Annotated in this window: 17 protein-coding genes and 1 pseudogene; 5 read left to right on the forward strand and 13 right to left on the reverse strand. The window is 63.8% G+C overall.

The features are described from left to right. Positions 1-39: 39 nt before the first annotated feature. The 5 genes from KI243_RS09855 to pvdM all read right to left on the reverse strand — a co-directional run bounded on the left by KI243_RS09855 (position 40) and on the right by pvdM (position 8,182). Complete coding sequence (locus tag KI243_RS09855; protein WP_212810745.1) at positions 40-2,523, reverse strand: TonB-dependent receptor; 2,484 nt, start codon at positions 2,521-2,523, stop codon at positions 40-42. A gap of 262 nt (positions 2,524-2,785) precedes the next feature. Then, positions 2,786-4,450, reverse strand: a complete 1,665-nt coding sequence (locus tag KI243_RS09860) for a cyclic peptide export ABC transporter (protein WP_017125748.1) — start codon at positions 4,448-4,450, stop codon at positions 2,786-2,788. A 90-nt stretch (positions 4,451-4,540) separates the two neighbouring features. Continuing rightward, a complete protein-coding gene (locus tag KI243_RS09865; RefSeq protein ID WP_017125749.1) occupies positions 4,541-5,440 on the reverse strand; it encodes a formylglycine-generating enzyme family protein in 900 nt (299 codons plus the stop codon). 55 nt (positions 5,441-5,495) lie between these two features. Beyond that, complete coding sequence (locus tag KI243_RS09870) at positions 5,496-6,770, reverse strand: aminotransferase class V-fold PLP-dependent enzyme (RefSeq protein ID WP_017125750.1); 1,275 nt, start codon at positions 6,768-6,770, stop codon at positions 5,496-5,498. An 80-nt stretch (positions 6,771-6,850) separates the two neighbouring features. Further along, entirely contained in the window at positions 6,851-8,182 is a 1,332-nt protein-coding gene (gene pvdM / locus KI243_RS09875) for a pyoverdine-tailoring dipeptidase-like protein PvdM (RefSeq protein WP_017125751.1), read from the reverse strand. Positions 8,183-8,361: 179 nt separating this feature from the next. On the opposite strand from pvdM, the gene KI243_RS09880 reads away from it, so the two are divergent. Further along, on the forward strand, positions 8,362-9,981 hold the full coding sequence (locus KI243_RS09880; RefSeq protein ID WP_212810746.1) for a PvdJ/PvdD/PvdP-like protein: 1,620 nt from the start codon (positions 8,362-8,364) through the stop codon (positions 9,979-9,981). 83 nt (positions 9,982-10,064) lie between these two features. Here KI243_RS09880 and KI243_RS09885 read toward each other — a convergent pair whose 3' ends face one another. Genes KI243_RS09885 through KI243_RS09895 form a run of 3 tightly spaced genes read right to left on the reverse strand, consistent with a single transcriptional unit; the run spans position 10,065 to position 14,598 of the window. After that, on the reverse strand, positions 10,065-11,444 hold the full coding sequence (locus KI243_RS09885; protein ID WP_212810747.1) for an efflux transporter outer membrane subunit: 1,380 nt from the start codon (positions 11,442-11,444) through the stop codon (positions 10,065-10,067). A 7-nt stretch (positions 11,445-11,451) separates the two neighbouring features. Beyond that, positions 11,452-13,425 (reverse strand): MacB family efflux pump subunit, encoded by a 1,974-nt coding sequence (locus KI243_RS09890; protein WP_017125754.1) that lies wholly within the window; start codon positions 13,423-13,425, stop codon positions 11,452-11,454. Next, complete coding sequence (locus KI243_RS09895; RefSeq protein ID WP_177084902.1) at positions 13,426-14,598, reverse strand: efflux RND transporter periplasmic adaptor subunit; 1,173 nt, start codon at positions 14,596-14,598, stop codon at positions 13,426-13,428. Between the two features lie 309 nt (positions 14,599-14,907). Here KI243_RS09895 and KI243_RS09900 point away from each other — a divergent pair, with 309 nt between their 5' ends. From KI243_RS09900 to KI243_RS09915, 4 genes are all read left to right on the forward strand, one after another. Beyond that, positions 14,908-15,390, forward strand: a complete 483-nt coding sequence (locus tag KI243_RS09900) for a sigma-70 family RNA polymerase sigma factor (protein WP_017125756.1) — start codon at positions 14,908-14,910, stop codon at positions 15,388-15,390. 248 nt (positions 15,391-15,638) lie between these two features. Beyond that, positions 15,639-18,404, forward strand: a complete 2,766-nt coding sequence (gene mgtA, locus KI243_RS09905; RefSeq protein WP_212810748.1) for a magnesium-translocating P-type ATPase — start codon at positions 15,639-15,641, stop codon at positions 18,402-18,404. 27 nt (positions 18,405-18,431) lie between these two features. After that, a complete protein-coding gene (locus KI243_RS09910) occupies positions 18,432-19,148 on the forward strand; it encodes an MgtC/SapB family protein (RefSeq protein ID WP_017125758.1) in 717 nt (238 codons plus the stop codon). A 268-nt stretch (positions 19,149-19,416) separates the two neighbouring features. Beyond that, entirely contained in the window at positions 19,417-20,043 is a 627-nt protein-coding gene (locus tag KI243_RS09915; protein WP_017125759.1) for a response regulator transcription factor, read from the forward strand. A 13-nt stretch (positions 20,044-20,056) separates the two neighbouring features. On the opposite strand, the gene dkgB is transcribed toward KI243_RS09915, so the two are convergent. From dkgB to KI243_RS09940, 5 genes and pseudogenes are all read right to left on the reverse strand, one after another. After that, entirely contained in the window at positions 20,057-20,860 is an 804-nt protein-coding gene (gene dkgB, locus KI243_RS09920; RefSeq protein WP_212810749.1) for a 2,5-didehydrogluconate reductase DkgB, read from the reverse strand. Between the two features lie 97 nt (positions 20,861-20,957). Next, entirely contained in the window at positions 20,958-21,200 is a 243-nt protein-coding gene (locus KI243_RS09925) for a helix-turn-helix transcriptional regulator (protein WP_017125761.1), read from the reverse strand. Between the two features lie 9 nt (positions 21,201-21,209). Continuing rightward, positions 21,210-21,761, reverse strand: coding sequence for a DUF2975 domain-containing protein (locus KI243_RS09930; RefSeq protein WP_212810750.1), 552 nt, complete (start codon positions 21,759-21,761; stop codon positions 21,210-21,212). A 170-nt stretch (positions 21,762-21,931) separates the two neighbouring features. Then, a pseudogene (locus KI243_RS09935) lies at positions 21,932-22,033 on the reverse strand (transposase); the annotation flags it as partial. A gap of 233 nt (positions 22,034-22,266) precedes the next feature. Next, positions 22,267-22,800: a transposase gene (locus KI243_RS09940; RefSeq protein WP_212810751.1), complete on the reverse strand. Its 534-nt coding sequence runs from the start codon at positions 22,798-22,800 to the stop codon at positions 22,267-22,269. Positions 22,801-22,830: the final 30 nt, after the last annotated feature.

The following is a 22,830-nucleotide window of genomic DNA, read 5'->3' on the forward strand; positions in this document are numbered from 1 at the left end:
AGCTGTGCGGCGCCCCCGTGGCAGAGGCGCCGCCTTCAGTCAGAAGTCGCCACGCAGGGTGACCATGAAGTTGCGCGGTTCGCCGTAGTAGCTGCCGCGACGCAACTCGCCGGTGGCTTCGTAGTACTTCTTGTCGAAGACGTTCTTCAGGTCGAACGACAGTTTCCAGTGATCGTCCAGCTTGTAGGCCGTGCGGGCATCCCAGATTGCCCGGCCAGGGTTGGGGATGTCCTGATCGTTGAAATGCGATACGTAGCCGCTCTGGGTCGACACACCGCCGCCCACGCTCAGGCGGTTCAGGTCGCCTTGCAGGTTGTACATGGTGGAAACGCGCAGCATGTGCTTCGGAGTTTCCGAGTCGATTGAAGAACCGTCTTCGTTGCGGGTGATGTTGTAGGTGTAGCCGGCACTCATCTGCCAGCCGGTGTCGACTTCGCCGCTGGCTTCGAGTTCTACGCCCTTGCTGATGCTGGGCGGGCCGTTCTTGTAGCAGTTGCCGTCGTTGTTGTACTGAAGGCAATTGGTGGCAGTAGTATCAGTATCTACCTGGAACAGGTCTTTCTGCTTGATGTAGAACACGGCGGCCGACACGTTCAGGCGACCGTCATACAGCGCACCCTTGATGCCGGTTTCATAGTTCGAACCGAGGGTTGGTTTCAGGTTCTTGCCGGTATCGGTCCGGTAGTTGCTTTGTGGGCGGAAGATATCGGCGTAACTGGCATACCACGACCACTGTTCGTTCAGATCGTAGATAAGCCCGGCGAACGGTGTGAATTTCTTGTCTTCGCGGTAGTCGTTGGTAGTGACTTGGGTGGCCGTTACACCGGTGAAGTCGCTGGGATAGTCGTGTCGCGTGGTGTCGTTCTTGTACCAGCTCAGGCGACCGCCGAGTACCAGGCTCAGAGGCTCGGTCAGGCGCAGGCGCAGGGTGCTGTAGAGGCCATACTGGCGCTGGGTGATATCGTCCAGGCTCTGCCAGGCCGGCTGCTGCGGCTTGGGAATAAGGTTGTGATTGGGGTTGAAGACATCGATCGGCAGGCTGATATCAGTCAGCGCCTGTTTGCTCAGGATATGTTGCTGCGACCAGTTGGCGCCCACCATCAACTCATGGGTCAGGCCAAAGGCGTCGAAGTTGCCTGCGATATGGCCGTCGATGCCCTTGCTGGTGACGTATTCCCGGCGGAACTGTGTGTTGGACAGGAAGGTGCCGCTCTGGGTCACAGGGTCCAGGGCGCCCTGGGAGTAGGCCACGCGTTGGTTGAACATACTCTCCGACTGGCTTACCGAGACCTTGCTGGTCCAGTTGTCGTTGAGATGATGTTCCAGGTCGGCGAAGACTTCGTTGACTTCGATCTCGTGGCGGTTCCAGTCCTGGCCCAGCGAGGTGGAGCGCGAGACATCGATCTCGCGGCCATTGCTGTAGCGAGGCAGGCCGAAGATCGTGTAGCCCTGGTAGAGCGTGCGCTGGTGACGCAGGCCGACGGCCAGGGTGGTGGCGTCGTTCAGGTCGGCTTCGACGATCCCGTACAGCAACGGGGTCTGGGAGTTGAGGCCGTCCTGGAAGTAACCGCGATCCTCGTAGGCGACCACGGCGCGACCGCGCAGGGTGCCTTGATCGTTCAGCCGGCCGCTGCCGTCCAGGTCCATGCGGTAGTTGTCCCAGGAACCGGCGCTGGTGCTGATCGAGAAGCGCGGATCGGCGGTAGGGCGCTTGCGCACCAGGTTCACCGCGCCGCCAGGGTTGCCGGCACCGACCAGCAGGCCGGTAGCGCCACGGATGACTTCGACGCGGTCGAACACCGCCATGTCGGGACGCATCCAGCCGGTGAGGTTGTAGGCCAGCCCCGGGACGCCATCGATCAGATAGCTGTCGTCTTCCAGGGTGAAACCCCGGGAGTTGAATACGTTACCGCCGAAGTTGCGGTTGGAGCGGGTGATACCGGTGGTCTGGGCCATCACCTCATCGAGCTTGGTGAGGTTCTTGTCGTCCATCTGCTGGCGGGTGACCACCGTCACCGACTGCGGGATCTCGCGCAGGGTGTGGGGCGTCTTGCCGATGGTCACCGCGCCTGTGGTGTAGGAGCCGGTGCCGTCGGTGCTGGTGCCGAGCATCTGGCCGCCTATGGTCGTGGCCGCCAGGTTCACGCCCGAGCTGGCGCCGGTGGCGGGGGCATTGCTCAGGGTCAGCGTATCGCCCTGCATGCTGTAGTTCACACCGCTGTTCTTCAGCAGCTCACTGGCCGCCTGGCCGGGAGTCAGCTTGCCCTTTACCGCGCCACCTTGCAGTCCCTTGACCCGCTCCGGGTTGTACAGCACCTGGATATTGCCCTGGCGCCCCAGTTCCTGCAGGGCGCTCGCCAGCGACTGCGCCGGAATGTTGAACTCGAACTCCTGGGCCTGGACCTGTGCGGCCATCGGCAGTGCCAGCGCCATCCCCATGGCGCTGAGCGAAACAGGCGAGCAGAAGAGCTGGCGAACCAGCAACGCTTTGCTCAAGGGGGTCAGTCGGTGTGTTTTCGGCATTGTTTCAGCTCTTTTTAAAGTGTCGGAGAAGCGAGTAGGAATTGTTATCACTTGAGAAGAAGACGCACCGGCTCGACAAAATCGGAAAAAAAAGAAGAAAAAATTCGCTGAGGGGGCTTTCTTCCATGGCGCCTGCGCGGTGGACGCAGGGCCGGAGGGGACTGTCGGGTCGTTGGCTATAGGGAAGAACGAAACGGGCGCGGGGAAATTTAGGGCGGGGTCGCTCCCGCGTGGCACGCACGGGAGCGAGGGCACTCGGTGATCAGGCCGGCAGGGCTTGCCGCTCGACGCGCTCGACCTGGATCTGCCCGGCCTGCATCCGCACCAGCTGGTCGGCGACCGAGAAGTAGCGGTCGTCGTGGGAGATCACGATGATGGTCTTGCCCTGCTGTTTGAGCTCCGGCAGCAACTCGGTGTAGAACACCCGGCGGAAGGCCGGATCCTGGTCGGCGGCCCATTCGTCGAACACCAGCACCGGACGCTGGTCCAGCCAGGCGTTGATCAGGGCCAGGCGCTTGCGCTGGCCGGTGGACAGGTCGGTGGTGGTGAAGCTGCCGTCGCGGATGCTGACCTTGTGGGCGATATCCAGGCGTTCCAGGTACTTGATCGATTCCGGCGGCAACGGGTTGCTGCCCTGGGTCACTTCGTCGAACAGGTAGTAGTCGGCGAAGATGGTGGTGAACAGCTGCCGGTAGTCGTCCAGGCCCTCGGCGGTGACTGCCTTGCCGTTGAGGCGGATCTCGCCCTGTTGCGGGGTATACAGGCCCAGCAGCAGCTTGATCAGGGTGGTCTTGCCGCAACCGTTCTCGCCGACGATGAACAGGATTTCGCCTTGCTGGATGGTCAGGCTCACCGGCCCCAGGTGGAAGGCCTGGCTGCCTTCGACCTGCGGGTAGTCATAGCGCAGCTGGTGCAGTTCGATGCTTTGCAGCGGGGCCGGATCGACGGCGCGGTCGCTGACCAGCAGGTGCGGTTCCGGGGAAGAAAAACGCCACGACAGCTCGGCGATACGGCGGAAGGCGATCTCGGCGCGGCTGATGCTTGGCAGGGTGTTGATCAACTGTTCCAGCGGACCCTTCATGTACAGCATGACCAGCACGAAGCCGCCGAGCACGGTCTTGTCGGTGGTGGGCCAGAGCGCCTGGAAGGCGATGGCGATACCGATGACGGCGAAGAACAGCATCGATCCGAAGGTTTCCGCGCTGACGAAGATGTTCGCCGCGCGGATGTTGGCCTTGCAGATGCGTTCGGTGGTGCCGTGAATCTGCTCGTCGAGCATGTGCTGGCGGCGCTTGCGCTGGATCCGCAGTTCCTTGGCCCCGCCGGAAATCGCCTGGTAATGCTTCTGCAGGTCGTCTTCGCCGTCCCGGGCCTTGAGAATGCTGCGCATGCCGAAGCGGTGGGCGAGGAACTGCGCGCCGGTCCCGATGATCACGGTCAGCACGGTCAGCAGCAGGATCTGCCAGGACAGCATCGCCAGGTAGGACAGGCAGCCGATGGTCACGGTGAAGGAAATCACCATCGGCGCCACCGACAGGGCAAAGGAACTGATGGTGCCGACATCATTGAGCAGCACCGGGATCAGCCGGTGGGCGCGGTAGCGCTCCAGTTGCTCGATGGGTGCCACCAGGACCTTGGCGGCCAGTTCGCGGCGCAGCTTGGCGACCACCCGCTGGCCGACATAGTTGGTCAGCAGGTTGGAGACGGTGGAGCAGGCCAGGGTCAGGAGGCACAGCCCGCCGAACAGCAGGGCGGTGTGGGTATCCGGGCCGCCGACCGCGTTCATGGCGCTGTTGATGGTCGCCAGCAGCGCCGTGACACTGAGGCCACTGACAATCCCCAGCGCGGCCGAGAGCGCGACCAGTAGCCAGAAAGGCTTGAGGATCCTCAGGGTTTCCTGGGCGAGGCTTTGTGCTTGGAGGGTCATGGGGTCTACTCGTGATGGTTCGTCGGCGCCGCCGGGTGGGGCGGCGCCTTGATCTCTTAAAGGACGAGAGGGTCTGGCCGTGATTTAGCGTCAGAGCTCGCGGGCAACCCGAAAGCCCAGCCAGTCGCCGCGGGTGATCGCGCTGCGTTCGTTGCGGTTGCCGGAACGGGAAAAGATCGGCGCTTCGGTCCAGTCATTGCCGCGAATCGAACGGCGCTCCTCGCATTCCTGGCTGTCGAGTCGCGGGCTGCCATCGGTCGGGGCACCTTTGTAGGTGTCGACATAGCAGTCGGCGGTCCATTCCCAGACATTGCCGTGGCCGTCGTAGACACCGAAGGCGTTGGGCGGGAAGCTGCCGGCCGGCGAGGTGTAGCTGAAGCCGTCCGCCGGACCGTAGGTGTTGGCGTGCTTGGCGATGCTGTATTCCTTGCCTTCATCGAACGGGAAGGGGAACGGCCCCGTGCTGCCACCGCGCACGGCATATTCGCGCTCGGCTTCGCTGACCAGGTGATAGGCCTTGCCGGTCTTTTTCGAGAGCCACTCGGTGTAGGCCTGGGCTTCGTGGAAATCCATGCACACCGCCGGCTGGCGGTCGCTCATGGGATATCGCGGCTGGCCGGCGAGGCATTCGCGGCCGGGCCGGTCATCGCCGTCGGGCATCTTGTAGCCCGAACTGCGGATGTAGGCGTTCCACTCGCCGCTCAGCACCTGGAAACGGCTGATGGCGAAGGCCTTCTTGAACGTGACTTCGTGCATCGGTCCCTCGTCCGGCTCGCGGCCGAGTTCGTCCTCGGGCGAGCCCATGGTGTAGGTGCCGGCCGGCAGCACGACCATTTCCGGGCAGTCCTTGCAGTCCTTGAACACCTTGCCCGGCAGTGGCGCGGTGGCGGCGAGCGTGACGCCCGGCAGCCAGGCGCCGAGCAGGGTACCGAGGGTCAGGGCGGACCAGAGGCAGGCGCGAGGCCGGACAGTGAGCAGGTTGGATTTCATCGGATTTCTCGCAGGCAAGGAACAGAAGTCTGAAAGTGTCGGGGGTGCGCTGTGCTCATGACTGTTTGCCGAGCAGGGTCATGAAGCGATCAAGCTCGGCTTCGGTATTGAGCAGTCCCGGCGCCGTTCGCACGACCGGCCCGACATCGCGATCCACCGCGTCGACCACCACCTTGTTCTTCATCAGGTAGGCGGCGACCTTGTCGCTGTCCTGGCCCTTGACCCGGAAGAAGCTGAAGCCGGCTGACAGTTCGGGGCTCATGGGTGTCACCAGCTCGATCCGCGAATCGGCTTGCAGGCGCTGCTTGAGGTCGCTGTTGAGGGCATGGATCCGCGCCTGGACATCGGCCTTGCCCAGTTCCATGTGCAAGTCGAAAGCCTTGTCCAGGGCCCAGCGGTGTTCGAAGGCGTGATAGCCGCCGGGGCTCATGGAGGTGGCGAAGTTGGTGTCTTCGGAGAAGGTCGGTTCCAGGGGCGTGACGTCGCGTACTTCTTCCGAGCGGGCGCAGACGATCCCGGTACCGCGCGGGCCGAACATCCACTTGTGGGTGCCGGCGATGAAGAAGTCGCAGTGCATGTCCGGGAAGTCGAGGTTGTCCACGCCAAAGCCATGCACGCCGTCGACCACGTAGAGGATCCTGTCCTTGTCGTCGCGGTTGCGGTTCTGTTCGGCCACCAGCTTGCCGATCTCGCCGATCGGCAGCTTGACGCCGCTGCCCGACTGCACCCAGGTCATGCCCAGGACACGGGTTTGCGGCTTGATCGCGCGGGCGATGTTGCCGAGCACTTCATCGGCCGAGACCTGGTGGGCGTCCTTGAACAGGCTGATCTTGCGCACCTGGGTGCCTTCGCGTTCGGTGCGCAACCGCAGGATGTTGCGGGTCGAGTAGTGCTCGTGCTCGGTGGTGAGGATTTCCTGGTCGGGACGCACATGAATGCCGCCGTAGATCATCGCCAGGCCTTCGGTGGTGCTGCCGGTCAGGGCGATCTGCCCCGGCCTGGCCTTCAGGTAGCGGCCGGCGGCGAGCCGGACCTGGCCTTCGCGCTTCCAGGTTTCCTCCAGGTCCCAGTCCATCGCCAGGCCGGGGTTGCGGTCGAGTGCCGCGCGGTGCAGTTCGATGGCGTCACGCACCGGCTTGGGGTGGGAGGTGACCAGGAAGTTGGAGAAGTGCAGGTAGTCGGGATCCTGGTCGAACAGCAGGCGCAGCTGTGCCCATTTGTCCCGGGGCAGGGGCGGCGTGCTGGCCGCCCGGGCCGTCAGGCTCACACCGAGTGGCAGGCTGGCGGCGAGTACACCGGCCTGTTTGAGAAAGGTTCTGCGGTCAGTCATGGGGGCGTTCACTTGAGCTGTCAGGGTGGTTGGGCGGCGGGTGGGCAAGCCTGCCCGCCACCTTTGCGGCGATCTCGAGATCAGCGTCTGGCGGCCTTTTGCACCTCGTCCCAGACCCGCAGGAAGTTGCCGCCCCAGAGCTTGGCGATATCGGCCTCGGAGTAGCCGCGCTCAAGCAGCTCGGCGGTCACGTTGCGGGCCTCGCTGACATCCTTGAAGCCGTCGATGCCGCCACCGTCGTTGAAGTCGGAGCTGATACCCACGTGGTCGATGCCGATCTTCTTCACGGCGTAGTCGATGGCGTTGCCGAAGTCCTTGAGGTCAGCCTTGGGCTCCTGGTCGAGAATGGCGTAGAGCGCGCTGGCGTACTCGCCGAAGCGTTGCTCGGGCCAGACGGTGATGATCGGATCGCCGGGCATCAGGGCCATGGCCAGGTTGGGCAGTGGCGGCAGGTCGAAGCGCTTGCGCAGGGCATTGAGCTTGTCCTGGGTGGGTTGGCTCAGGGGGCGCAGATAGGCCGGGAAGGCGACGATCTGGACCACGCCGCCGCTGTTCTTGATCAGTTGCATTTCCTTGTCGCTGAGGTTGCGCGGGATATCCACCAGGGCCCGTGGCGCCGAATGCGAGGCGACCATCGGCGTGCGGCTCAACTGGCTGACCTGCTCCAGGCCCCTGGTCGACATCTGCGAGACATCGATGATCACCCCGAGGTCGTTGAGGCGGTGCACGGCCTGCTTGCCGATATCGGACAGGCCGTCGAGGGCGTCGGGGGTATCGTTGAGGAACGGCAGCGGGCGCGAGGAATCGGCCCAGTCGTTATTGCCGACATAACTGAAGCCGAACATGCGCATGCCGCGCGCGGTCCAGGTGTCCAGCAGGTCGAGGTCATGGCCCAGCGGATAGGCATTGAGCATGCTGATGAATATCGCGAACTTGCCTTCGCCGTGCAGGCGCCGCATGTCGTCGGGGGTATAGGCGATCCCTACCTGGTTGGGGAAATCGCGGACCATGCCGGTGATGATCTTGTAGCGCACTTCCTGCTGCTTGCGCGCCTCGTCGACGAAGCCCGCCGTCGGACGGTGTGGCGCATTCGGCCCGTTCCAGATTTCCGGCCAGCCGAACACCGTCAGTGCCGCGCCCGACAGGCGCCCGCGAGCGGCCTTCACCAGGTCGAACTGGCCGGAACCGTCCTTGTCGGCCTCGCGGCCTTCGGTGCCGAAGGTCAGGGGCACGGTGATGTGGCTGTCGAAGGAAATGATCCGGTCCTGGAGTTCGTCCGCCTGTTTCATGACCTTGAGCGAGTAACCCGGATTGGGCCAGTAGTCCCAGGTCAGGTAGGCCGCCGCAGCGGAAATGGCCAGGGCCAGGGGCAGGCCGATATAGAGAGCCTTTTTCGAACGCGGTTTTGTCATTGCCATCTCATTCTGGTTCGCAGGTCGCAGGCAGGCACAAGGGCCTTCGCTATCTGGGAAGAACGAGTGGAGGGGCACGCAATTTAGGCCCCGGGTGGCCTGTCGCGGGCTAAATTTCCCCGCGGGTGCAACGTTCTAGCTTGGATAAAGCCTGCTTCAGGGCTGACACAGGTAGGGCGATGACGATTTCTCGACGAGGGTTCATAGCGGGCCTGGCGCTGACCGGCGCCGCCATCCCCGCGGCTTATTATGCGCACCGTGAACTGATGCGGGAGGATGACCCGATTACCCCGGGCGAGGCCACGGTCGATCTGCCCGACACCGCCGGCCAGCGCCTGGCCAACCAGTTGCGCGGGGTCTGGAACCTGCGTTTCGAGGGGCGCGATGGCGGTCTTGACGGTTTGCCGCTCAAGGGCCTGGAACTGTTTGTCGATATTGCCCCGCGGGGGCGGGGGGTACGCGGTTTCATCGATACCGCCGAGGCCCTGCGCAGTGACGCCGAGCCGCGTTTTCGCCTGCTGGGCGATCTGGCGGTCGCCGACGGAGCCCGCCTGTTCTGGCGTCTGGTCCGTGTCGGGCAGGACATCCCCGAGTACGAGCTCAGCCTGACCCTGGATGAAGTCTGGGCCACTTATGGCAATGCCGGCACCGGCACGCTCAGCGGTCGTATCGATCGTCTCGACCGCCCGCTGGCGTCGCGGCAACTGGATAATCGTCTTGTCGCCAGCAAGCAGGTCTTCCCCGAGGCCCGTGAGCGGATCGCCCTCGGGGCGCCGTTGCTGGCCTCGCTGGTGTCGCCCGAGCACCGCCTGTTTCACCAGCTCTGGCACGCCACCCGGGACAAATGGCACACCTTGTCCGAAGACAAGCGCAACGGCTTGCGCGGGATCGGCTGGCAGCCCGGTCCGCGGGACAAGGAGCGGGATGCCCGGGGGCCACGCAAGGACCGCAACGGTTCGGGCATCGACTTCTTCTTCATGCACCGGCACATGCTGCGGGCGGCGCGCCAGTACCAGGCGCTGCCCTCGTGGACCCGCTTCCCGCAGCCCCAGCCCGAGCTGGAACGCGATCGGGCCGGTTTCGCCCGGTACTTCGACAACCACGACGGCTGGTCGGTACCGCCGACCTGGCTGGCCGAGGATGACGATGACTACAGCAAGTGGGTCGGCGACATCAAGAGTGCCGAGACCTACCACAGCAATTTCCAGGTATGGGAATCGCAGTACGGCGATCCGCGCTACCTGTCGAAGTTGACCCTGGGCCAGTTCGGTTCCGAGCTGGAACTGGGCCTGCATGACTGGTTGCACATGCGCTGGGCGTCCGTGGCCCGTGATCCTTCCAACAGTGCGCCGGTGCCGATGGCACGTGAGTTCATGGACTTTGCCCCGCGCTGGTACGAGCCGGAAAACGACTTTCTCGGCGACCCGTTCTCGTCCCATGTGAACCCGGTGTTCTGGCTGTTCCACGGCTGGATCGATGACCGTATCGAAGACTGGTTTCGGGCCCACGAGCGCTTTCATCCGGGCGAGGTGTCACGCCTGGAGGTCAATGGCGTGCCCTGGTTCGCACCAGGACGCTGGGTCGAGGTGGATGATCCCTGGCTCGGCCCGAGCACCCATGGTTGCAGCACCACGCCGGGCCTGAGTGTCGGCAAGTCGGTGGAGATGGATCCGGAAACCATGAAGCTGGCGCTGCGGATCACCTTTACCGAGGAGAAAAGCGTCGGCGACCTGTTGCGGCGGGTTCCGCGACGTCCCTGGTATGCCCGTCACCTGTCGTTCAAGGACCGCTTGTTCTAAGTCGCGGCGCTGTCGGAACCGGCTTGTCGGGGCAGGCCGGCTCCTCAAAGGCGGGTATTTCAAGCTTGCGGGGGGCTTGCCCGTCAGGGCGCCTGCCAGCCGCCCCCGAGCGCCTTGTACAGCTCGATACTGGCCTGCAGTCGGGACAGGCGCAGCTGTACGTTGAGGTCCTGGGCGGCGTAGAGCGTGCGCTGGGTTTCCAGCACGGTGAGCAGGTCGGCGGCGCCGGCCTGGTAGCGGCTCTGGGAGATCTCGAAGGCCGTCCTGGCCTGCTGCAGTTCCTCATCCTGCCAGCGTCGTTGCTGGTCCAGGCCGCTGATGCTGTTCAGGGCCTTTTCGACATCGGCGAAGCCATTGACGATCGAGCCGCGATAGGTTTCCAGCAATTCCTCCTGGCGGGCCGTGGCCTTGTCTCGTTCGGCCCGCAACCGGCCGTTGTTGAAGATGGGCGCCACCAGGCCGGCGGTCAGGTTGTAGAACGGCGTGCGCAGGGCTTCGGAGGCGATGGTCGATTCCGAGCCCAGGCTGGCCCCCAGGGTCAGTTTCGGCAACATCGCCGCCCGGGCCACGGTGACATCGGCCTGCGCCGCCGCCAGTTGGGCTTCGGCCCTGGCAATGTCGGGACGCCGGCTCAGCAGTTCGCTGGGAACCCCCGAACCGATCACCGGCCAGTTCAGGCTGGAAAAGGCCTGGGTGCCGATCTTCAGGTTCTGCACCGGTTGGCCGAGCAGCGCCGCGAGGGTGATCAGCGACTCCCGGGCCTGTTGCCGGATCAGCGGCAGCTGGCGTTGCTGGGCGGCCACCAGGCTTTTCTGCTGGGCCAGCTCCAGGGCGGTGGTCGAGCCCGAGTCATAGCGGGTCTGGACCAGCCTGAGCACGCTTTGCGCGTTGATCAGGTTCAACTCGGCAATCCGCTCCTGTTCACGGGCGGACAGGGTCCGGGCGTATTGATCGGCGACGCCGCCCAGCAGGGTCAGCTCCACCGTGGCCTGGTCGAATTCACTGGCGCGCAGGCTCTGCAGGGCGCTGTCGCGGGCGGCGGCCAGGCCGCCCCAGAAATCCACTTCGTAGCTGGCGCTGAGACTGGCACCGAAACTCTTGCTGTTGTTGTCACTGTCGGCATTGTCGTTGCCGTGCAGCAGTTTGCTGCGGCTGGCATTGAGGCTCAGCTTGGCTTCCGGCAGCAGGGGCGCGCCGGCGATCACGGCCGAGGCCTGTGCCTGGCGGACCCGGGCCACGGCGGCGGCGACATCGTAGCTGCCGAGGCGGGCTTGCTCGATCAACTGGTCGAGCTCCGGGCTGCCGAATTGCCGCCACCACTGGCGGGTGTCCTGTTGCGTGCTGCGTTGTTGTTCAAACTGCCAGTTGGCCGGCGGCACCAGGCCGCTGTTGGAACCTGGCGGCGCGCCGCTGCAGGCGTTGAGCAGCAGGCAGACCGTGAGCAGGGAGAGTTGCGGCTTCATAGATCGATCATTCACTGGTAAGGGCCGTAACCGGGTCGAGCCGGGCAGCTTTGCGGGCAGGCATGAAGCCGAAGATGACACCGGTAACCAGGGCACAGGCAAAGGCTCCGACCACGGCGGCGAGGGAGAACGCCACCGCGACCTTGCCCAGCAGCAGCACGCCGCCAACCCCCAGGGCCAATACCACGCCCGCGAGGCCGCCGACCACCGAGAGCATCACCGCCTCGGTCAGGAACTGGCGCAGGATGTCCCGCTGGCGGGCTCCGGTGGCCATGCGGATGCCGATTTCCCGGGTACGTTCGCGCACGGTCATGAGCATGATGTTCATCACGCCGATGCCGCCGACCAGCAGGGAAATGGCGGCAATCGAGCCGAGCATCAGTGACAGGGTGTTCTGGGTGCGGGCTTCGGCCTGGATCATCGCGGCGTTGTTGGTCAGGCGAAAATCCCGCCGGCCGTTGTGCATGCGCAGCATCACCTGGTCGATGGCCTGCTCGGCCTCCTTGACGTTGCGTCCGTCGCTGGTGGCGATCGCCACATATTCCGGATTGCGCGTGCCGAACAGGCGTGTGCTGGCGGCGGAGTAGGGAATCGCGACCCGTTCGTCACTGTCGGTCTCGCCGGAGGTGGCGCCTTTTTCCTGGAGCACGCCGATTACCTGGAACGGCACGTTCTCGATGAGGATGTACTGGCCGATGGGATCGGGGATGTCCTTGAACAGCTTTTCGCGAATCTTGTGGCCGATCACCGCCACGGCGGCCCCGGCGCTGGCGTCGGCCTGGGTGAAGTAGCTGCCCTCGACCACCGGCCAGTTGAAGATCGCCGGGAACTGGGTGTCGTTGCCGCCGACATAGGCGGTGTGGTCGAGGCTGCCGAAACGCACCACCGCGTCATTGCCATTGACGGGCATGATCATTTTCACCTGGGGCAGGGCCGACAGCGCGGCCACGTCGTCGAGGGTGATGATGCCCAGGGGCGCGCGCGGGGTGGAGGGCGCGCCGCTGAGGTAGATGATGTTCGAGCCGAAGGCGCCCATCTGGGCGATGACCTGGCGCTTGCTGCCTTCGCCGACCGCCAGCATGACCACCACCGAGGCGACGCCGATGACGATGCCGAGCAGCGTCAGGGCGGTGCGGAAGCGATTGATCCACATCACCCGCCAGGCCGCCTGCACGGCCTCCAGCAACTCGCTCTTCCAGGCGCCGCTGTATTCGCTGCCGTCGCTCAGGCGTTGGCGCAGGTCCACGGCCTGCAGGGCGGAAGGGTTGGCGCTGCGTTGGACTTCGGGGTTGTGCCGCGCGGTGTCGCTGATGATCAGGCCGTCGCGGATCTCGATGATGCGCTTGGCGCGGGCGGCGACTTCCCGGTCGTGGGTGATCAGGATCACCACATGACCCTGGCTCGCCAGTTCGTCGAGCAGCGTCATCACTTCCGCGCCGCTGTGGCTGTCGAGGGCGCCGGTGGGTTCGTCGGCGAGAATGATATGGCCGCCGTTCATCAGGGCCCGGGCGATCGATACCCGCTGTTGCTGGCCGCCGGACAGCTGGTGCGGACGATTGCCGCTGCGGCTCGCCAGGCCCAGCCGGTCGAGCAGGGCGGCGGCCCGGGCATGGCGTTCGGCGGCGGGCGTGCCGGCATAGATCGCCGGCATCTCGACGTTTTCCTGGGCCGAGCCGGAAGGAATCAGGTGATAGCCCTGGAATACGAAGCCGAAGGCTTCACGGCGCAGCCAGGCCAGTTCGTCGCTGTCGAGTTCGGCGACGTTCTCGCCGGCGAAGCGATAGCTGCCGGAGGTCGGGCGGTCGAGGCAGCCGAGGATGTTCATCAACGTCGATTTGCCCGAGCCGGAGGCGCCGACAATGGCGACGAACTCCCCGGCATGGATCGACAGGTCGATGCCTCGCAGCACTTCCACCAGCGGGCTGTCGTCTCCCCCATAGGATTTGCGGATGTCCTGCAGGTCGATCAGTGGCGTTTGCATTCAGCCTCCGCTACCGACAGCCGGACCGATCAGCAGGTGGTCACCTTCGACCAGTCCGTCGAGTATCTGGATGCGCAGGCGGTCGCTGATGCCGGTACGGACTTCGCGGGTCTGGATCTCGCCCTTGGCGTTGACCACGCGTGCGCTCTGTACATGGGGCTGCGCACCGCCCTGCAGGGCGGCGATGGGCGCGGTCAGGACGTTTTGCGCACGGTCGGCGACGAAGAAGACCTGGGTGGTCATCTCGGCCATCAGCGCCTGGTCGGCATTGTCGACATCCAGCAGGACGGTATAGAGCACCACGCGGGCGGCACCGCTTTTACTGCTGCTGTTGGGGCTGCCACCGCTCTGGCTGGTCTGCTCCAGCGGCTTGGGCGGTACCGGCAGAATCTGCCGCACGCTGCTGTTCCAGCGCCGGTTGCCGCCGCTGAGGGTGGTGAAGTAGGCGTTCATGCCTGGCTTGACGTGACCGATATCGGCCTCGGAAACCTCGGCCCAGACCGTCATCGGCGACAGCTTGGCGATGCGCAGGATCAGCGGGGTCTGCTGCTGGGCATTGAGGGTCTGGCCTTCCCGGGCGTCGAGGGCGACCACCGTGCCGGCCATGGGCGCGTAGATACGGGTGTAGCCCAGTTCCGCCTCGTCACTGCGCAGGCTGGCCTGCGCCTGGAGAATCTGCGCCTGGAACATGTCGATGCGGGCCTGGGTGGTGCGCATTTCGGCCTGGGCGCTCTGCACGTCTTCGACCCGGGTCGCGCCGCCGGCATTGAGCTGCTGCTGGCGCTGGTATTTCTGCCGGGCCAGGTCGTGCAGGGCACGTTGTTCCTGGAGCTGGGCCTTGAGGTTCTCGATGGAGTAGCGCCCGGCGTCCAGCTTGGCCTTCTGGGTGGACGGATCGATTTCCACCAGCAACTGACCTTCCTTGACCTGGTCGCCGACTTCAACGTGGATCTTGTGGATCTGCCCGGAGGCCTGGGCGCCGACGTCGACATAGCGGCGCGGTTGCAGAGTGCCGAGGGCGGTCACGCTGCTTTCTATATCGCCGCGGTTCACCGTGACGGTGGCGAACCTGTCCCGCCCTGGCGGCAGGATCTGCCAGGCGGCGAAGGCAACGACAGGGATCAGGCACAGTGAGACAAGCAGCGCGCGTCGGGTGCGTCGGGGACGTTTCATGCAGGGTTCCAGCCGGTGGAAGGTCGGTCCGTTGCCACGCCGGTGGGGCTGTTTCGCCCGGCGGCGCTTGTTGTCGCCGGGCGACAAACACGGAAGCTGTCCAATAGACGAGGGCTCGCCGCGGTAATTTAAGCCTTTGCCCAGGGCTTTTTTTCGAAACATTTCGGGCTTTTGCCCAGGGGTACTTTAAATCTATATGAGAATTACTATAAATTACGACCCCTCAAACTGACATCATCGGGACGTCCTTGCCGCGGACCTTGTCGATGGTTTCAAGGACAGCTCCCGCCGACTGTGCGGACAGGAGTCATGTTGGAAAACTACTACCGCGAACTGGTGTGTTTCCTCAATGCCAAGATGGGCAATCGTCATGGTGTCGAAGACGTGGTGCATGACGCCTATGTGCGGGTCCTGGAGCGTTCCAGCGATACGCCGATCGAACAGCCGCGGGCCTTTCTCTATCGCACGGCATTGAACCTGGTGATCGATGACTATCGGCGCAACGCCGTGCGCCAGAACGAGTCGCTGGAAGTGCTCGACAGCGATGAGCGGTTTTTCAGTCCTTCCCCGCAAACCTCGCTGGACCATGGCTTGCGCCTGGACATGTTGCAGCGGGCCCTGGCGGAGTTGCCGAGCCTGTGCCGCGACAGTTTCCTGTTGCGCAAGCTCGACGGCCTGTCGCATCCGCAGATCGCCGAGCGCCTGGGCATTTCCCGCAGCCTGGTGGAAAAACATATCGTCAATGCCATGAAACACTGTCGCGTGCGCATGCGTCAGTGGGACCGTGAATGACGCGGCCCGCGCCCTCAACCTGAACCCTTCCTGAAGAATCTTTCGGTAGCGCCGTGAAACACGCCGTTACCGTTTACCCGTGCAAATGACGAAGTGTAAGCTTCGCGCGTTTTCATCCCCCGCGGAGGCCCATGTGGGCACTTGTTCGAGTGGCAGTAGGCGGTCGGTCTCCATGACCGGCACAGTCTCGGCAAGATAACGCGCAGCTTCCCTGTCGTTGTCTCGCCCGAAAGCGAGAAGCGATATTCATGAAACTCACCCTGTTGAAAGAATTCTTTGCCGGCTTCCTGCGGACCCGGCATTTCGCCCGGCATTTCCGCCGTCTGGCCCTGTTCGAGAGCATCACCGACGCCAGCGTCAGCCGTGAGGTCCCGCCGACCCTGGCGCAGACCCTGGCGACGGCGGCCAACGACCATCCGCTCGGGCTGATGGAACGCCTCGGTGCCCATGCCGATGGCCTGAGCGAGGCCCAGGCCCAGGCCCTGCGCGAGAAGTTCGGCCTCAACGAGATCGAGCACGAGCAGCCGCTGGCGTGGTGGACCCACCTGTGGCACTGCTACAAGAATCCGTTCAACCTGCTGCTGACCCTGCTGGCGCTGATCTCCTGGCTGACCGACGACCTGAAGGCGGCCACGGTGATTTTCTCCATGGTGGTGCTCTCGACCTTGCTGCGTTTCTGGCAGGAGGCCAAGTCGAACAAGGCCGCCGATGCGCTCAAGGCGATGGTCAGCAACACCGCGACGGTCATGCGCCGCGATTTCGCCGCCGACACCTCGCCGGTGTTCGGCAGGTTCCACGGGGCCGCGGTGCAGATCCAGGGCGCCCAGCGCATCGAGCTGCCGATCAGGCAACTGGTGCCCGGCGACCTGATCGTGCTCTCGGCCGGCGACATGATTCCCGCCGATTGCCGGGTGCTGACGGCCAAGGACCTGTTCGTCAGCCAGGCGGCGATGACCGGCGAATCGATGCCCGTGGAAAAATTCCCGCGGCAGATCGACCCCAGCACCACCAACCCGCTGGACCTCGACAATATCCTGTTCATGGGCACCAACGTGGTCTCGGGCGCGGCCACGGCCGTGATCCTGACCACCGGCAACAACACCTACTTCGGTGCCCTGGCCCAGCGCGTCAGCGCCACCGACCGGGCGCCGACCTCGTTCCAGCACGGGGTCAACAAGGTCAGTTGGCTGCTGATCCGCTTCATGTTCGTGATGGCGCCACTGGTGCTGTTCATCAACGGCTTCACCAAGGGCGACTGGATGGAGGCGCTGCTGTTCGCGTTGTCCATCGCCGTCGGCCTGACCCCGGAAATGCTGCCGATGATCGTCACCTCGACCCTGGCCAAGGGCGCGGTGTTCCTGTCGCGCAAGAAAGTCATCGTCAAGCGCCTGGACGCGATCCAGAACTTCGGCGCCATGGACGTGCTGTGCACCGACAAGACCGGCACCCTGACCCAGGACAAGATCTTCCTGGCCCGGCATGTCGACGTCTGGGGCGAAGAGTCCGAGGACGTGCTGGAAATGGCCTACCTCAACAGCTACTACCAGACCGGCCTGAAAAACCTGCTGGACGTCGCCGTGCTCGAACACGTCGAAGTGCACCGCGAGCTGCAGGTCGGCACCGCGTTCCAGAAGGTCGACGAGATCCCGTTCGACTTCAACCGCCGGCGCATGTCGGTGGTGGTGGTCGAGCAGGACCATCCGCACCTGCTGATCTGCAAGGGCGCGGTCGAGGAAGTGCTGGCGGTGTGCACGCGGGTGCGCCATGGCGATGCCGAGGAGCCGTTGACCGACGCGCTGCTGGCGCGGATCCGTCAGGTCACCGCGGCGCTCAACGAAGAAGGCCTGCGGGTGGTGGCCGTGGCCGCGCGCGCCATGGAGGCCGGTGGCGATATCTACAGCCTGGCGGATGAACAGGACCTGACCCTGATCGGCTACGTGGCCTTTCTCGACCCGCCCAAGGAAAGCACCGCGCCGGCCCTGCGCGCCCTGGCCGAACACGGCGTGGCGGTGAAGGTGCTGACCGGCGACAACGAACGGGTGACGGCGAAGATCTGCCGCGAGGTCGGCCTGGAGCAGCAGGGCCTGCTGATGGGCAACGATATCGAGCGCATGAGCGACAAGCAGTTGGCCAAGGCGATCGAGACCACCAACGTGTTCGCCAGGCTGACCCCGTCCCACAAGGAACGCATCGTCCGCCTGCTCAAGGCCAACGGCCATGTGGTCGGCTTCATGGGCGACGGCATCAACGACGCGCCGGCCCTGCGCACCGCGGATATCGGTATCTCGGTGGACAGCGCGGTGGATATCGCCAAGGAAGCGGCGGATATCATCCTCCTGGAAAAGAGCCTGATGGTGCTGGAGGAGGGCGTGCTGGAGGGCCGCCGGACCTTCGCCAACATGCTCAAGTACATCAAGATGACCGCCAGCTCGAACTTCGGCAATGTGTTCTCGGTGCTGGTGGCCAGTGCCTTCATCCCGTTCCTGCCGATGCTGCCGATGCACCTGCTGGTGCAGAACCTGCTGTATGACATCTCGCAGATCGTCATTCCGTTCGACCATGTCGACCAGGAAATGCTGAGTAAGCCGCAACGCTGGCAGCCGGCGGATGTCGGTCGCTTCATGTTCTTCTTCGGGCCGATCAGTTCGATCTTTGACATCACCACGTTCGCCTTGATGTGGTATGTCTTCGATGCCAATACCCCGGACCACCAGACCCTGTTCCAGTCGGGCTGGTTCGTGGTCGGCCTGCTGACCCAGACGCTGATCGTGCACATGATCCGCACGCCGAAGATTCCATTCCTGCAAAGCCGCGCGGCGCTGCCGCTGATGGCGATGACGGCAATCATCATGGCGGTGGGGATCTTCCTGCCGATGGGCCCGCTGGCGCACTACTTCAAGCTGCAGGCGTTGCCGTCGCTGTACTTCGTGTTCCTGCCGGTGATCCTGCTGGCGTACATGGCGCTGACGCAGGCGGTGAAGGGGTTCTATATCCGCAGGTTCGGCTGGCAATAATCAGGAGCATGATCAAGGAGTGAGTGAATGCAGGCCCTCGACAACATCAACCTCGACTCGCTGGTCGACACCCTGGTCAGCCTCAGCGCCGCGTTTATCCTTGGCGGCCTGATCGGTTTCGAGCGCCAGTACCGCCAGCGCACCGCCGGCTTGCGCACCAATGTGCTGGTGGCGGTGGGCGCGGCGATCTTTGTCGACATGGCCAACCGCCTCGGCGGCGCCGAGGGCGCGGTACGGGTGGTGGCCTACGTGGTCTCCGGCATCGGTTTCCTCGGCGCCGGGGTGATCATGCGCGAAGAGGGCAATGTCCGCGGCCTGAACACCGCGGCGACGCTCTGGGCCTCGGCGGCGGTCGGTGCCTGCGCCGGTGCCGACCTGATCCTCGAGGCGCTCCTGGGGACCCTGTTCGTGCTGGCGGCGAACACCCTGCTGCGGCCGATCGTCAACTACATCAACCGCCAGCCGCTGGATGTGGTGTCGGCGGAGGTCACCTATATCCTCTATCTGATCGCCGGGCGCGACCAGCAGAAGACCGTGATGTCGTTGCTGGAGAAGGAGCTGGAACGCAGCAACTTCCCGGCCAGTGACGTCGAGGTGCGGCCGTTCGGCGACGAGGATGTGGAAATCGAGGCGACCCTGGCGATCACTTCGGTGGACGGCGACGAGCTGGATGCGCTGGTGGCGCGCCTGTCGACATCGAGCCTGGTCCAGCAGGCGTTCTGGAGCCCGAGCACCACCGACTGACCCGCGTGGCCTGCCGGCTTCCTGCCGGGCGGCCGCGATCTTCCGTTCCGGCGGGACAGTCTTGGGATTATTCCTACATATCTTGCCGGGACCGCCCGCTAAAGTGCGTGCCCCATCCGGCCGACGGCTGAGGTATCGAGCCCGTGCGCCAAGGCAAGTTCCAGGAAGTTTCCTACACTCTATGGGGTTGGATTGTCTTCCCTTACTGATCGATGCAAGCACGTTCCCGTCTCAAGCAGTGGCCGGCGTACTTCTCAAGGATTTGCGGATGCGTAACGCACTGATTGTGGATGATCACCCGTTCGTTCGCCTGGCGATCAAGATATTGCTGGAGAAGCTCGGTTTTGAAGTGCTGGCCGAGGCCGATAACGGCGTCGATGCGGTGCAGCGGGCCCGGGAACTCGAACCGCAGTTGATCGTGATGGACCTGAACATTCCCCGGCTCGACGGCCTCGAGGTGATCACCCGGATCACCACGCTGGGGTTGTCGAGCAAGATCGTGGTGTTGACCGAACAATCGCCGGAGTTCTATTCGGAACGCTGCATGCGCGCCGGCGCCCTGGGCTATGTGTCGAAGACCGCCGAGCTCGACGAGCTGCAATTGGCGGTGCGGGCGGTGATGCTCAACAAGAGCTTCTTCCCGCGCCTGGAGGACCGTGGGCGCACGGCCGCCAGCGTCAATGAATCCGAGTCACGGCAGATCGAGAACCTGAGCAACCGGGAACTGAGCATCCTGCGGTATATCGCCCGTGGCATGAAGAACAAGGAGATCAGCGAGTTGATGCTGCTGAGCGACAAGACCGTCAGCACTTACAAGACCCGCCTGATCGACAAGCTGAACCTCAAGTCGGTGGTCGCGCTGGCGGAGTTCGCCAAGCGCAACCACCTGATCTGAGGGGGCGGGGCGATCAGTCCCAGTCTGGCGCGATGCCCTTGGGGCTGGTCAGGCGCTGGCCGCGCTCCAGGCCGGCGATCAAGGTCATCTCGGCGTCGCTCAAGCGCAGTTCGCGGGCCTTGAGGTTGCTGGCGAGGTTATCCCGTCTGGTCGAGGACGGAATCACCGCATAACCCATCTGCATCGCCCAGGCCAGGGTGACCTGGGCCGCAGTGGCCTGGTGTTGCGCGGCGATCTGCTGGATCACCGGGTCCTTCAGTACCTCGCCATAGGCCAGGGTCATGTAGGAGGTGATCTGGATGCCCTGGCTTTGGGCGAACTCCACCACCTTGCGGTTTTGCAGGTAGGGGTGCAGTTCGATCTGGTTGGTGGCGATGTTGTCGGCACCGACGGCGGCGATGGCCTGTTTCATCAGGTCGATGGTGAAGTTGGAAATGCCGATCTGGCGGGTCAGGCCCAGTTGCCTGGCTTCCAGCAGCGCGCCCATGAACTCCTCGACCGGTACCTGGTCCTCGGGCGAGGGCCAGTGGATCAGCGTCAGGTCCAGGTAATTGGTGCCCAGCTTGCGCAGGCTTTCCTTGAGGCTGGGGATCAGCGCGTCCCTGGCGAAATTGGCGACCCAGATCTTGCTGGTGATGAACAGCTCGTCACGGGCCACGCCGCTGGCGGCGATGGCCTGGCCGACTTCGGCTTCGTTCTCGTAGATCTGTGCGGTATCGATGACCCGGTAGCCCAGTTCGAGGCCGGTGCTGACCGAATCGATGACGACCTGGCCCTGCAGGCGGAACGTGCCGAGGCCGAAGGCGGGAACAGACATGGGTGACTCCTGGAATGACAGTGGGAATGACCAGGAGTATCCCCATCGCTATCTTTGAGAAAAATAGGTGATGGGGAAAAGGACTCTTTACCGAAAATCAAGAGTCCCGTGGGACGGCGGCCACGGCTTCTTCCGGGGTGGCCCGATAGGCGAGCAGGTCACCTGGCTGGCAATCGAGGAAGCTGCAGATCGCTTCCAGGGTCGACAGGCGGAAGCCTTTGACCTTGCCCTGCTTCAACAGCGAGAGATTCTGTTCGGTGATGCCGATGGCTGCCGCGAGATCCTTGGACCTGACCTTGCGCTGGGCGAGCATGACATCGAGCTTGATTTCGATCGGCATGGTGCTGTCCTAGACGAACTGCTGGTTTTCACGGGCCAGCGAGCAGGCGTTGTAGAGGATTCTGGCGATCAGCATGATCGAGGCCGCGAGAAACAGGGCCACCACCTGTGCCGAACTGAAGCCGAGGGTCAGCATGCGCTCGCCCTCGGGCAACAGGAAGGTCATCCACACGCTCAGGGCCGGTTCCAGCAGGAACGTGGCGAGTACCCAGAAACCGACACTCCTGCCGATCCTGCCCAGCCGTTCGGCGGAGTCCGGGGAAAAGTAATCGCCCTGGCTATAGGCCTGGAACAGGCTGCGCAAGGCAAACAGCCCGCGGGCCAGGATCAATAGCGGAATGCTCGACAGCAGGATGCAGCCCGCGACCTGCCACCACGGCATGTCATCGACTTTCACGTTGTACTCGGTGGCCATCGAGCCGAGGTTGAAACCCACGCCGTAGTCACTGACCAGGCTGGGATAGAACCAGCAGGCGATATTGACGAGCAGCATGGCAATGATCAGCAGCAAGGTGGCGGAGGCCAGTAGGCGGCTGTGGTGGGCCAGGCGATCGGAGGTCATAACACGTCCTTATTGTCGGGGAGCGATCTGGAGAGCGCCCGAAAGGGTGGGCGTTTAATGACTATATTGCAGTAATTAATTACTGTAAAACGATAATTTTGTGTGTTTGTAACCCTGTGCTTCCCAAGTCTCCCTTTCAGGTCGCGCGAACGCGCGCAGGGTGGCAGAGTGACAAGGGAGGGGCGGGTGAACAGGGGGAGCCATTCCAGCACCGTGCAGGTGAGGAAGTGGGGTTGATCCGGTTCTGTGATCGTGTAGCGGCTTCTGCCCATGGATTCATCCTTGAATCGGTGGTGGCCCGGCGACGCGGAGCGTCGATGGAGGCATTCCCACGCGGAGCGTGGGAACGATCATTGGAGTTTAGGCGCAGCCGCGGAGTGCTCGTACCGCAGAGTGTTAGCAGATCGTGCTGCACAGCTATCGATGCGGCCCCGCACCCCCGATCGTTCCCACGCTCCGCGTGGGAACGCAGCCCGTGACGCTCCGCGTCACAGCACGTCATGACCTAGCACCAACGCTGAATTTCGATCAGCCCCTCCAGCCCTGCATAGTTGCGAGCGCTGGAGTATCGCCAGTGCTCCGCCTGATCGACATAACCACGTTTCACCGGGTTGTGATGGATGTAGTCGAGCTTTTCGCGCATGACCTGTTCGCTGCACACCAGTTCGGCGTGTGAGCCTTCCTGCCAGAACTGATAGACCCGGTCGTGTTTGTGAGCGCGCTTGCTGAAGCGCAGGCGTTGTAGTGCGCGTTCAGCGTTGTTCTCATGAAGGTGATCAATGATCTGACGTGCGGTGAATGACTTGAAGCTGCGCAGGCATGTGTTCAACTCGGGTGCCTGCGCGACGAAATGCAGATGGTTTTCCAGCACAACGTAACCATACAGGCGCAGTCCCTGATTGGCTTGTTGATAACGCCAGCAGTCCAGCAACAGAGTGACGAGGGCGGGTCGTGTGAACAGGGGGAGCCATTCCAGCACCGTGCAGGTGAGGAAGTGGGGTTGATCCGGTTCTGTGATCGTGTAGCGGCTTCTGCCCATGGATTCATCCTTGAATCGGTGGTGGCCCGG

Source organism: Pseudomonas sp. Ost2, assembly GCF_018326065.1.
In the GTDB taxonomy this organism is placed as follows: Bacteria; Pseudomonadota; Gammaproteobacteria; order Pseudomonadales; family Pseudomonadaceae; genus Aquipseudomonas; species Aquipseudomonas gingeri.